Source organism: Saccharibacillus sp. JS10 (assembly GCF_024436065.1).
In the GTDB taxonomy this organism is placed as follows: Bacteria; Bacillota; Bacilli; order Paenibacillales; family Paenibacillaceae; genus Saccharibacillus.
In genome coordinates, this window is record NZ_JANFNS010000008.1 from 21,677 (window position 1) to 34,218 (window position 12,542).

Annotated in this window: 10 protein-coding genes; 2 read left to right on the top strand and 8 right to left on the bottom strand. The window is 47.4% G+C overall.

Translation table 11 applies throughout. The features are described 5' to 3' along the window. The first annotated feature begins 187 nt into the window (after positions 1–187). Positions 188–964: a flagellar motor protein gene (locus NOM90_RS18015; RefSeq protein ID WP_255943992.1), complete on the top strand. Its 777-nt coding sequence runs from the start codon at positions 188–190 to the stop codon at positions 962–964. Further along, complete coding sequence (locus NOM90_RS18020; protein WP_255943993.1) at positions 964–1,797, top strand: OmpA/MotB family protein; 834 nt, start codon at positions 964–966, stop codon at positions 1,795–1,797. Before NOM90_RS18015 ends, NOM90_RS18020 begins: the two co-directional genes overlap by 1 nt. 72 nt (positions 1,798–1,869) lie before the next feature. Here NOM90_RS18020 and NOM90_RS18025 read toward each other — a convergent pair whose 3' ends face one another. From NOM90_RS18025 to pilM, 8 genes are all read right to left on the bottom strand, one after another. Continuing rightward, positions 1,870–3,678, bottom strand: coding sequence for a methyl-accepting chemotaxis protein (locus tag NOM90_RS18025; protein ID WP_255943994.1), 1,809 nt, complete (start codon positions 3,676–3,678; stop codon positions 1,870–1,872). A gap of 216 nt (positions 3,679–3,894) precedes the next feature. Further along, on the bottom strand, positions 3,895–5,253 hold the full coding sequence (locus NOM90_RS18030) for a PDZ domain-containing protein (protein WP_255943995.1): 1,359 nt from the start codon (positions 5,251–5,253) through the stop codon (positions 3,895–3,897). Positions 5,254–5,321: 68 nt separating this feature from the next. Then, the gene (locus NOM90_RS18035; protein WP_255943996.1) at positions 5,322–6,776 is read right to left on the bottom strand and encodes a S41 family peptidase; all 1,455 of its coding nucleotides are present in this window, start codon (positions 6,774–6,776) and stop codon (positions 5,322–5,324) included. 34 nt (positions 6,777–6,810) lie between these two features. Then, positions 6,811–8,181, bottom strand: coding sequence for a M23 family metallopeptidase (locus tag NOM90_RS18040; protein WP_255943997.1), 1,371 nt, complete (start codon positions 8,179–8,181; stop codon positions 6,811–6,813). Positions 8,182–8,233: 52 nt separating this feature from the next. Beyond that, on the bottom strand, positions 8,234–9,142 hold the full coding sequence (ftsX, locus tag NOM90_RS18045; protein ID WP_255943998.1) for a permease-like cell division protein FtsX: 909 nt from the start codon (positions 9,140–9,142) through the stop codon (positions 8,234–8,236). Further along, positions 9,132–9,818: a cell division ATP-binding protein FtsE gene (ftsE, locus tag NOM90_RS18050; RefSeq protein ID WP_255943999.1), complete on the bottom strand. Its 687-nt coding sequence runs from the start codon at positions 9,816–9,818 to the stop codon at positions 9,132–9,134. The genes ftsX and ftsE overlap by 11 nt, the downstream gene beginning before the upstream one ends. 397 nt (positions 9,819–10,215) lie before the next feature. Then, positions 10,216–10,869, bottom strand: coding sequence for a type II secretion system protein GspM (gene gspM / locus NOM90_RS18055; RefSeq protein ID WP_255944000.1), 654 nt, complete (start codon positions 10,867–10,869; stop codon positions 10,216–10,218). Continuing rightward, entirely contained in the window at positions 10,850–12,538 is a 1,689-nt protein-coding gene (gene pilM / locus NOM90_RS18060; RefSeq protein ID WP_255944001.1) for a pilus assembly protein PilM, read from the bottom strand. The genes gspM and pilM overlap by 20 nt, the downstream gene beginning before the upstream one ends. Positions 12,539–12,542: the final 4 nt, after the last annotated feature.

The following is a 12,542-nucleotide window of genomic DNA, read 5'->3' on the forward strand; positions in this document are numbered from 1 at the left end:
AACTGTTTGTTTTCCTTTTAGCGAAATTGCGGATAGATGACTTGGATATTGGCTTCGTTTCCACGAAATAAGAATACCTGTTCCTATTAAATTATACTCTTTTTATGCCTGACATGCAATTTATTGTGAAGATGAATTTGCATGCCTGCCCTTATTTCACGCTTTTGTCGCAGAGAGGAACGGACGTATGGATATTACGACGCTTATCGGAATCATTGCCGGTTTTGCCGCGCTGATCGGAGGATTTTTGTGGGAAGGCGGACAAGCTGGAGGGTTGCTGCAAGGCGCCGCGGCTTTAATTGTTTTTGGCGGAACGGCTGCAGCAGTCATGATCAGTTTTCCTTGGAAACGTCTTCGCACTGTACCTACAGCTTTGAAAATGGCTTTTCGCCCTCAACCGATGCAACCGCAACAATTGATCGACGATTTGGCAGAAATGTCGCACACCGCACGACGCTCAGGTATGTTAGCTTTAGAAAAAATTGCGGATACTCATGAAGATTCATTTATGCGAGAAGGTCTAGGGCTGATTGTAGACGGAAGCGACCAACCGCTGATTCGCCAAATTTTGGAGCTGGAAATCGACAAAAGACAAGATCGTTTTGATAACTATGCCAAAATTTTCGAATCCGCTGGCGGTTATGCACCGACGATGGGCATTATCGGAACTGTGATGGGCTTAATTCGCGTTCTCGGTAGTCTAGCTGAGCCTGCTAACTTGGGTTCTTCGATCGCTGTCGCTTTTATCGCTACCTTATACGGAGTGGCTAGTGCAAACTTGATATTCTTGCCGATCGCATCCAAAATTCGCGCGCGCGGAGACGAGGAGGTTCGAGTGATGGAAATGATGCTGGAAGGATTGCTCTCGGTTCAAAATGCAGAAAATCCAAATCTCGTTCGCAAAAAGTTGGCGACGTATCTGGACGAGGATTCGGACGGTCAAGTCGTAGGAGCGGATTTCTAATGAGCCGACGACGGAGTAGAAACAAAGCACCTTCACATCAGCAAGAGCGTTGGTTGATTACATACGCCGATCTACTCACGTTATTATTGATCTTTTTTGTCATTATGTACGGGGTAAGTTCGGTGGATACAGACAAATACGAAGCCGTATCTTCTTCTTTGAAAACGACTTTTCAAGCGGGAAATAATATCTTGGATGGCGGCCCTAAAATTACAGAGGAAAATGGTCAACAGATTCCGGGCAGTAACGGCGACCAACAAGGTCAAGGTGCAGCAGATTCAGAAAATGGCGCCGATCCCAATGAAGCTGATAATTCGCCAACGCCGCGCGAACTTCAATTCCGAGAACAAGAACGTCAATTGGCAAATTTTCTAAATACGATTAACTCTTATATTACAACAAACGGTCTAGAAGATCAGATTTTTGTTGCCGATAAGCCTCAAGGCATCTCGATTACGCTCAGCGACCGATTTTTGTTCGATGTCGGGCAAGCCAGGCTCAAAAGCGGAGCTTCCGGCATTTTGGATCGACTTTCTAGCCTATTCGGCACCGTAGACGCCACAATCAGTATCGAAGGGCATACCGACAACCAACCGATCACAGGCGGTCGATACGCGGATAACTGGGAGCTGTCCGGTGATCGTGCTTTATCCGTTTTACGGTATTTTGTTGATGTAAAAGGGCTTAATCCGGCTACATTCCAATATGCCGGTTATGCGGATACGCGTCCAGTTGGCGACAATTCCACTCCACAAGGTCGTCAGCAAAATCGGCGTGTGGAGATCACAGTGCTTCGACAATTGCAATCCGATGAAGTTACGCCTAATCCTTAATTTTAAAAAAAAGCGAGGAGCAGAAAAGGAAATTCCTTTTTGCTCCTCGCTTTTGTTTAACTCATTCAAACATCAAGCGACCGTATTTAAAGATTCATTGGCTTGATCCGTAGGTTCAGCTTCCAGTTCCAACTGAGCAGTTTGTTCAGGCAGCAGTGGTGTCTGATCGGTTCCCGCTTCCAATGTAAAACGAGACAAGTTAACTTGTAGCGCCTCGGCAAGCTGCGACAAAAATTTCGCTGAACTCTGAACTTCTTCCATCGTCGATAACTGTTCTTCGCCAGCTGCACTCACCTCTTCGATTCCTGCAGCTCCTTCTTGGGCAATCGAGTTGACGCCTTGCATCGAATCCGCGATTTCTGCGGTCTGTATCGTCAAGCGTTCAATCAAGTTACCGGCTTCGATCGTTTCTTTTCCAACTTCGGCTACAGAGCTGCGAATCTTCCCAAATACATCCGATATTTCTTTGCCACTCTCCACACCGAGTTTTGCGCGTTCCGCTCCTTCGTGAAGCGAACGAACCGCAGCTTCCGATTCTTCTTGAATCGCACTAATCATTTCACTGATGGTACGCGTCGAAGCAGCTGCACTTTCTGCCAGATTGCGAATTTCTTGAGCGACTACTGCGAAACCTCTACCTGCTTCACCCGCACGCGCTGCTTCAATCGAAGCATTGAGTGATAACAAATTAGTCTGACGCGCAACTTGATCGATCAATACGGCAGCTGTTCCGATCTGTTCGGAGCGCTGACGCAATCCGGTTACGACTTCGAGCGCGTGCGCTACACTTTGATCGATTTCATTCAATCTTCCAATCGTTTTTTGTACTTCATCGCTACCCGCTTGAGCCGCTTGGTTTGCCGATCGAACCGATACCGCGATCTCTTGACCGTTTTGCCCCAATTGCTGCATATTGCGCTCCATATCATTGACCAACTCACTGACGCCGTTAATCGTCTGCGCTTGAGTTTCAAAGCCAGCCGATAATTGAGAAGAAGAAGTCGCGATATGCCCTGCGGCATCGGTCGTTTGCTCTGCACTTGCGGTTAATTGCTGCGACGAAGCGGATAAAGTGACGGCACTTTCATCGATTTGATGAACCAGATCACGAAGCCCTTGCATCATTCCGTTAAACGATTGAGTAACTTGACCGATCTCATCGCGAAATAGATACGTACCCGTTACACTCAGATCGCCGTTTGCAGCGCGCTGCATCATCTTCTGCATATGACGCAGAGGTTTAGAGATCAGCCTTGCAATCCACCAGCCGAAGGTTGCGATCAATACCATTCCTACAACGATACATATCATCATTAGCAATGTAGAATGTTGAGCGAGTTCGGATGAAGACGCGTTATTGCTTTGAGCTTCTCGAAGCAATTGAGAACTGAGTTTATTGACGATCAACGTAACTTGTTCGCGCACCGGTTGTAAATCGGATTGAAACATCGCGTAAGCTTGCTCGCCTTCGTTCCGAGTTGCCAAATCGGTAATACGTGAACGGATATTAAAATATTCAGGCATTAAATTATTGTATTCCGTATAAAGCGATTTTGCTGCGGGGCTCAAAGAAATCTTCTCCAACTCCGCATATGCCATCGCATTTCGCGCGGTACGATCGCTAATGCTCAGCGACAAATTTTGAGTAGCGGTATAATCCGAATTCAACATCATTTCCATTACCGAAGCTTCAATCGCACTATTATTCGAATTCACTTGCCCAATTGCTTGTAGAGACCTCAAATTGTTGGCGTACATATTTTCTGAAGTATTCGCCATTTGTTTCATTGTGGCATAGCCCATGTAACCTACCACGAGCAGCAGGACTCCCGACAGCAGAGTGAGCAATAAAATCTTAGTTTTAACAGTGAGGTTTCTCATATAGCTCATCTCCTTCTTAGGTAGTCTAAAAGTCTCTGTATGTATTTGAGTTTCTTCAGTTTAGCAGGTTTTTGTAAAGATTGTGTATGTTTTTTATCAATAAAAAGAAAAAAGGTCTAGTCCTAAAGAATCAGATCCATTTTCTAAAAAAGAGCTTAACAAAAAAGACGATACACTCCCGAAGGAACATATCGCCTTTTTACTGGTATAAAAAGATTACACACGGTCTGTCTGAGAAATCTCGGTATTGTGGCGAGGCGAATCGGAAAGTTCGGCTTTTTCGCTTGTAACTGGCATTTCAGTGTCTTCAACAAGAACACGCTGCGGCTCAGCTTGAACACTCCACAATCCGAATAACGATAGAGGTTTGTTTGGCTTTTCCGAAACTGAAGTATCGTCCGGCGCGAAAATAAATCCAAGCTGATGATGATCGCCTGCATAGATCGGACGCTGCAAAAATTTACTTTCCCCACTGCGGTTTTGCACTTCCAATTTACAAAATGCCGAGTTCATTCGCAATGCTTCGTGCATCTGCTGACGGTTGGAAATCATACTGCCGTTTACTTTCAACAAAGTCTCGCCCGGCAAAATTTTCATATCGTCGGCTGGGCTATCGGGTTGTACCGCCAAAATTTTCAGACCGCGTCCGGAATCGGTATAGATTGCGGCTTGACCGTCTTCCTCACGATGGCTATCGCGAATCAAGGCTTCACGCAATACAATTCCGGCAATTCCAATCCATGCTGCAATAGGTGTCCAAAAGACAGCAACTACCGCCAAAATCAATAACGCGCCACCGAATAAAATCCCACGTTTGGCAACTTGAGTCGCTTTGCGTTCGGGGAACAAGGTCCAAGTCGCTTCCGACATGCCTACCATAACAGGCAAAGCTAGGAGCGTATAATTCATAGATTCAGGCAATCCCAGCATCGACAAAAGCGGCGGCGTCCACGGTAATGTAATAAGACCGCTCTCAGACGGAACAAGAAGCAAAGTCGGCATTAGCCAAAGCATCCGCAGCACGTAGGCGCCGATTGGGCGTCCTCGTTTTCCCGGTATGTAGGTAGGTAGAGCAAACTCTTTTCCTTGCCGAGCAATCAGCACACTTTCAGCGATATGCACAAGTGCCGCCAAAATAAGAAGCGCCGCAATATTCAATCCTTCTACAGCTTGAACGATCGTCCCCAGCAGCCCGGAATCCGGAAGTCCTGAAATCCAACCCAATATGAATTGCAACAACCCCAGTGCCCCTACTGCATAAATCAGATTCGCAAAACGAATTCGGAAGATCAGTAAAAGAAGCGACATGATCCATACCGCTGCCGCGCCTTCCACGGTTAATGTAAATCCGGTACCTGCCAAGATCAGCGAAACGACAATACCTGCCACTGCCCCACCGAGCAAAGCCCGCGCAACCGGAATCCCGTAAGGATGTAAGCGAATATGAAAAAGTTTCCGTTCCAAAATCCCTTGACGACGATAATACAGCAGCAAAAGTAATAGCCCTGCCCAATAAAAAGGCTGAATGATGAGTTCAAGCAGTCCCGATAGGATGATGTGTATATATTCGTTCATCGATGTCTCCTTTTCGTGCCGCTAATCAAAAGAGAAGGCTTGCGCCTTCTCTTCGTTCAAACGCTATGTTAGGAATTCGACGCCGGAGCGAGTGTTTCCTTCTTCAATTCTTGAATCGCTTTATTCAACTGCTTATCATTAGCCGGATCTGCGATATGTTTCAAAATCGCCGTTTCCAAAGCTGTAGCTGTTTTGGCATCGATAAATCCGCTAACAACCATCTTGTTCGCAGCTTGGAATGCTTCAACTTGTTTTTTCGTTTCGGCATCGAAATAGCCGTCTTTACGTTTTGTATCATAGCCAAGACCGCTCAGCATGACTTGCGCACTCTTGATACTGTCGTTATTCATATTATATTTCCACGTCTGCTCTTTATCAATCGGAGCAACGGTGAAATAATCCGGCTGACTGACTTTCTCGTCAGGCTTGATGCCTTTTTCATGAATCCATTCAGCATCCGGCGTCAGCCATTTGGCGATTGTAATCTTCAATAATGTACCGTCACCTAGACGGTTCGGGATACTGGTCTGCACCGTGCCTTTACCAAACGAATTTTCGCCAAGTAATTTGGCTCCTGCCGATTCTTTCAGCGCACCCGCCATAATCTCCGAAGCGCTCGCGCTGCCGCCGTTAATCAGTACCGTAACCGGATATGATTTTTTGGAAGCCACGCCGGAAGAACGGAATTCTTGGCGCGCACCGCTACGATTTTCTTCTTGTACGATGACGCTACCTTTCGGTACGAACTCTTCTGCCATATCGACAACGACATTCAGCAGTCCGCCTGGGTTGCTACGTAGATCGATCACCAAGCCTTTGATTTTTTTCTTTTCAAGCTTAGCCAGTTCTTCTTTGAAACGATCTCCGGTATTCGCCGAGAACTGTGTGACTTCGATAACGCCAATATTACCGTCTGCTACATGAGCATTGACCGTCTCCAATTCAATATCGTCACGCTTGATATCGAATTTGATCGGATCCGTTACGCCATCTCTTTTGACCATGATCGTAACCGTGCTATTTTTCGGACCCCGGATTTTGGAAACCGCGGTTTGCAGATCAAGACCCGCAAGCGATTCGCCGTCTACAGACAGCAATACGTCTTTGGCGCGAATCCCCGCTTTTTCAGCAGGAGAACCTTTAATCGGAGAAATGACGGTCACTTGCTCATTTTTCAATTCGACTTCCGCACCGATTCCGGTAAACGAACCTTCGATGGATTCGTTGAATTCGCTGGCTTGTTCAGCAGGCATATACGCCGAATAAGGATCATCTAACGAACCTACGATTCCGTTAATAGCGCCTGTCACCAATTTCTCATGATCGACGTCTTTATAATAATTTTCTTCAATCAGCTTTACGGCTGTATTGAGTTTATTCAATTCGTTTTGACTAAGACCGGCGCTTGCGTTCGCTCCACTACTCGCTTTGATCATTGGGAAATTAGTTAACGCGAGCACCGCGCCTCCTCCAATAATCAATGCCAAGACGACCAACAGAACCGCTGTCCGTTTTTTTACCATGCTGCAAGCCTCCTTGGCTGTATATTCAATAGGTTTACCAACCCAAGTAAGGCACTGGATTCACAGGCTCACCGTTGATCCGTACTTCGAAGTGCAAGTGAGGGCCGGTCGAATTTCCTGTCGAACCGACTTCCGCAATTTTTTGTCCGCGCGCTACCGTCTGACCTGGAGAAACGACGATGCCGCCTTCGCGAATATGGCCGTATAACGTCCATACGCCGTTCCCGTGATCGACAATGACGGTATTTCCGTAACCATTCCACCACTGAGCGACAGTGACGACGCCGCCTTCCGCAGCGTGAATATCTGTGCCTTGCGGCGCTGCCATATCTACACCGGTATGCTTTTTCACTTTACCGGTAATCGGATGCACGCGAGTCCCGAAGCCGGATGACATGCGGTAGTTGTTAACTGGAGTTAACATCGCACCGCTGCTGGACGGAGTCGAACCCGACGAAGAATCCGAGGTGTCTTCTTTGTATGAATAATCGGTTTTAGCCGGTGCTTCTACTGCTGCTGCGGCGCGAGCGGCTTCCGCTTCGGCAGCGCGTTGCTCTTCTGCTTTTTTCGCCGCTGCGGCTTGACGTGCTTTTTCTTGAGCGACGCGCAATGCTTCTTCGGCTGCGGCTCTACGCTGCGCTTCTTCGATCTCACGCTTTTCGCGCTCCAGATCCGAACGCTTTGTCGCAAACTCGATTAACATCGCATCTTGTTCTTGACTGATTTCGCCAGCTTCTTCGATATCAATCTCGTACTGTGCAATCAGCTTGCGCTTTTCTTCTTCTTTGGCATCCAGTTCTTTTTTGTGAGATTGAACTTCAGCCAATAATGTTTTTTGCTTGGCAAGCTGGGTTTCTAACTCAGACTGCTTTTGCACGACAATCTCTTGATCGCGCTTTTGCTCGTCCAAAATATTTTGATCTTGCCCGATGATGCGTTTGATCGAATCGGCACGGCTCAAAAAGTCGCTAAAATCAGCCGAAGCCATTAATACATCCAGATACGAAACGGCACCGTCTGTGTACATCATACGTACGCGCGTATCGAGAAATCCTTCGCGCTCAGCGATCCGTTTTTTTGCTTGCTCCAGCTCTTGCTTCGTTTGTTCAAGCTGCGCTTCCGTATCCGACAATTCGACTGTTACTTGCGTCAGCTTATTGCCTACGACTTCAATATTGGCAAGAACTTTTTCCAAATATTCTGCTGTTTTATCTTTATTGCGCTCAGCTGTTTTTTTATCGGCATCCGCTGCTTTTTTCTCAGCTTGTGCATCTTGTTGTTTTTGTTGAAGTTCTTTCAGCTGACGGTCGATTTTGTCGGTCGATCCTGCTGCATAAGAGTTAGCAGGTTGCATGATAGCGGCAGTCAACAAAATACCGGCAAATACAGAAGCTGTTTTTTTCAAAGCGAGTTCCCATCCTTTACTTTCGGATTATGGTAAATGAACGATAGTGTCATTAAACTTTTAAAAATTTACGAATCGATATGGTACTGCCCCAAGCTCCGATCAAAAATCCAAGCCCGACCAGCAGAATACTGAACCACATCCAGACGTCCGTGAGTGGAATCAAAGTGAACAAAGCCGATGTCCAACCCGACGCGGCAACTTCCAGTCTGGAGTAACCGTAAAGTAAAATAGCTAGCGTAATCCCAGAGCCCGTCAATCCGATCAGCACGCCTTCGATAAAGAAAGGCCAGCGGATAAAACGGTTCGTCGCACCGACCAGCTTCATAATCGCGATCTCTCTACGACGAGCGATAATCGTGACTTTGATCGTGTTCGCGATCAAGAACATCGCCATGACACCCAGTGCAATCACGAGTACAATTCCGACAACACGAATCGTTTGCGTCCACTGGAATAAGCGTTCCGCTGTTCCTTTGCCGTAATCCACATCATAGATCGGTCCATCTGGATTCACACCGTTCAGCGCTGAGATTTTATCTGCGACAAACGGTACGGTCGTAGCTTCGATGACTTGGACTTTGAATGTATCAGGAAGAGGATTGGTACCTGTTTCCTCGTACCCCTTCACCATTGCGTCGCCTAGCGTCTGACGCATCGTTTCCAAGCCGTCTTTTTTCGAAATAAAAGTGACATTTTGTACTTCCGGCATATCTTGAATCTCTTGCGAAACTTTATCGCGTTCGGCTTGATCGATATTGAGATTCAGATAAACACTGATCTCGACTTGCTTATCGGCTTCATCCGCTGCACGATCCAAATTCAATACGAGAAGCAGTGCTACGCCAAGCAAAGAAAGAGATACGATAATCGACATGATCGAAGCGATCGACATCCAACCGTTGCGGAATACGTTTTTCGTGCCTTCGCGAAAATGCCGCAGAAGGGTATTAAAATTCATAACCGTATTCTCCCCTCAACTGGTCGCGCACGACATTTCCGTCTTCGATCGCGAGTACGCGTTTGCGCATCGTATTTACAATTTCTTTGTTATGTGTAGCCATAACTATTGTCGTGCCTCGGAAATTAATCTCGTCGAGCAGCTGCATGATGCCCCAAGAAGTCTCCGGATCCAAGTTACCGGTCGGTTCGTCCGCGACAATCACAGAAGGATTGTTGACGATCGCGCGCGCGATTGCGACGCGCTGTTGTTCGCCGCCCGACAGATGCGCCGGTTCGCGGTTCGCTTTGCTTTTCAGACCGACCAGATCCAGCACTTCCATAACCCGCTTTTTCATTTGCTTGCGTGGGGCTTCGATCACTTCCATCGCAAACGCCACATTTTCATAAGCGGTTAACTTCGGCAACAATCGATAATCTTGAAAAATAACTCCGATGTTACGGCGAAGCAGTGGAATATTACGTTGCTTCAGTTTCCCCAAATTAAATCCGTTCACGGAAATCTGTCCTTTGGTCGGGACTTCTTCCCGGTACATCAACTTCATAAACGTGGATTTACCTGCACCCGAAGGACCGACGACATAGACGAATTCGCTACGGTCGATCTGAACAGACACCCCTTTGAGCGCATGCGTTCCATTCGGATACGTTTTCCACACATCCTGCATATCAATCACAGTATCACTTCCCGAGTTTTGATTGGCCACCTGAGCGTATTTTGCGTCCCCTCGCACGCCCATCGTTCTGGAGTACCGCCTGTATGTTGCGGCTTATCTATATGCAGTCCCGACTTCAGTTCGTCAATCGGTCGAGACATCTAAGCTTTTCTCTATGTAGTCATTGTAACAAATTTGTTACTCCATGAGTAGAGACCCGGATTTCCCATCCTGCGCAAAACCGGGGGGAGGTTTTTCTTATTTCCTTCTTTTTGAAAAAAGCTTCGGGCACGCTAACCAGCGGCTCCGAAGCTTACGGGGTGCTTCCCCGGCGTATGTTCTATTTCATTTCAAACATGCACACTCAGTATAACCGATGACTGATACGAGCGTCCAGCGCAGCAAACTTCATCGACAATTAAGGTGTTGTCTCTGTCGCTGCGTCTGTAGATGTCCCGGTATCGCCTGTGGTAGCTTCCGGCGCAGCTGACGCCTGAGCTTGCGGCAAATAGCTAGCTTTGAAAGTTACCGTCGCTTCAAGCAGCGATCCGTTGAATACATAAGGCTTGTTGAACGAAAATTGCTCGATCGAAGTGATTCGCGGCAAATTCTGAATAGCTTTCATCCAAGCTTTGATCCCGTTATAGTCGCTTTGGATATTCACCGTCACATATACTCCAGCCACAGAACCCGATGCAGGAATTTGCGTTTCGCTCGTTGCGGACTCGCTGCCCGGAATATTATCGGCAAAAGTCGCATCGGACAAAATCACGTTCGTCGCAAGCCCTACTTTGTACAGATCGCTTACGATCTGCTCTTGGTTAGCGCTGCTTGGAAGTTTTTGCGTGACTTCTTCATCGCTAAGTTCAGCGGCTCCCGCACCTTTTAACTCTTCGATTTTACGTCCGAAAATTTCGTTTTCTTGTTGCAGACGCGTCACTTCGCCTTGTTGAAAAGCAATATCGTCCGCTTGTGGACGGATCATCAGCATGTACGGGACAAGCAGCAGTAAAAACAATACCGCTACGCCCAATATAAGCCCTTGGCGATTATTATGGATTCGTTCCAGCATTGACGCTCTCCTCCTGTGTCGAAAGATCCGAAGCAGCAGCTCCAGGCGCGATCGTTTCTCCTATCGATTGTACCGATTGCGCAGCGGCATCTTGATTGACTGTTCCGTTTACATCCGAAGTCGCATTTTGCATCGAAACGCTATATACGACGGCATACAACCCGCTTGCGCTTTGCATGCTTCCGTTACCGGTATCTGTTTCTTCAGCCAAGCTTGCAATCGAAGCATTCGTCACAAAGGACATTCTCTTCAACCTTGCCAAGTAAGCGGCGGCATCATCGATTTTAGCCACGTCTACGGTCAAATCTACAGTGCTGTTTTGCGAATATGAAATATCGCGAACAACCGCACCTTGGGTTAATCCTTTATCCAATTCTTCGATCACGGCAACTGCGTCCATACGCATTGCTTCAAGCTCTGCGATCAAGACGCTTGGTGCGCCGCCTTTGCCTTGCAGACTTGCAAGTTCAAGCTGTTTCACGTCGCTATCGGATTGAAGGCTGCTCGCCTGCTGAGTCAGACTTTCCAGTTCGCTTTTTTGCATTACATAGAAGGTCGCTACGCCTGCTGCTGCCAACAACCAGATCACTAACAAAGCAGCCAGCGCATACGGCAATACTTTCGCTTCCCGGTCTTCGCGCGGAAGCAAGTCGATCAAGCTGTTTTTGTCATCACGCAGCGCAGCTCCGACCGCTACCCGATACAGGTTGATCGAGGCGTCTTCGACTTTGCCCGGTGCTTCTTCAAGCAGCAGTTGTTCAATCTGGATATCCGCTAGCGCTTGATCCAATTCGCCAACCAATTGACGGCGGCTTACTGCCGAACCTGTGACTACGATTTCGGTAATCCGCGCCGTTCCGTCATGTAGGCTGTACTGATAAAAGTTCAGCATACGCGAGACTTCGGCAGTAATCTCCAGAATCTGTTCCGACGACAAACTTTCTTCGCCTAACGCCGATTTTTGAGCCAAATACGACTCGGACTGGAACATCGGCGTTTCTTCCGCTAAATCCAGCAAGTTAATCGTACGCATAAATACGGGATGACCTTCGCGGAACATATACACGTCAAGCTGGGAATGTTCCAAATGTACAAGCATCGTATCGGCAAAAGGTTTGCCTTGCGCGATTTCGGCTACCCGTCCGAGTGCAGTCGCTGAGACTTCCACACTATCTGTCTTGATCCCGGCTTCTTCCAAAATCCCGATGTACGCATTGATCAGGTTTTTAGGCGCAGCAAATACAAGGACACGCGTCATTTCTTCTTCGGTGCCGTCTTCTTGCATCACTTGTTCGCGGCCGACCGGAATAAAATCATACACCGGCTCTTCGAATGGCAAATGCAGACCCGTCTCGACTTCAAGCGCAACCAATTGCTGTACCTGCTTCGTATTCACTGCTGGGATATTCATTTTCCGAATAATCACTTGTGAAGGCGGTATAGATAACGCAACGTGACTTCCTTTTAACCCTTCTTGCTCGACCCAATCCCGAATCTGCGAACGTAACTTTTCTTCATCGGGAATCTGGTTTTCAATAATCGTTCCAGGTTCTAGTGGCAAAAAGGCTTTCTTTTCGATTTCCCACGTTTTGTTGTTTTTGAGTTGAATAAAGCGGACGCCTGTCTGTTCGATCGTCAGTCCCGCTTTTTTATTTCCGAGTCCCAGCATACCC

Excerpts from the sequence above, each read along its gene's own strand:
- NOM90_RS18015 (WP_255943992.1), top strand. The coding sequence starts at position 188 with ATGGATATTACGACGCTTATCGGAATCATTGCCGGTTTTGCCGCGCTG.
- NOM90_RS18020 (WP_255943993.1), top strand. The coding sequence starts at position 964 with ATGAGCCGACGACGGAGTAGAAACAAAGCACCTTCACATCAGCAAGAG.
- NOM90_RS18025 (WP_255943994.1), bottom strand. The coding sequence starts at position 3,678 with ATGAGAAACCTCACTGTTAAAACTAAGATTTTATTGCTCACTCTGCTG.
- NOM90_RS18030 (WP_255943995.1), bottom strand. The coding sequence starts at position 5,253 with ATGAACGAATATATACACATCATCCTATCGGGACTGCTTGAACTCATC.
- NOM90_RS18035 (WP_255943996.1), bottom strand. The coding sequence starts at position 6,776 with ATGGTAAAAAAACGGACAGCGGTTCTGTTGGTCGTCTTGGCATTGATT.
- ftsX (WP_255943998.1), bottom strand. The coding sequence starts at position 9,142 with ATGAATTTTAATACCCTTCTGCGGCATTTTCGCGAAGGCACGAAAAAC.
- gspM (WP_255944000.1), bottom strand. The coding sequence starts at position 10,869 with ATGCTGGAACGAATCCATAATAATCGCCAAGGGCTTATATTGGGCGTA.
- pilM (WP_255944001.1), bottom strand. The coding sequence starts at position 12,538 with ATGCTGGGACTCGGAAATAAAAAAGCGGGACTGACGATCGAACAGACA.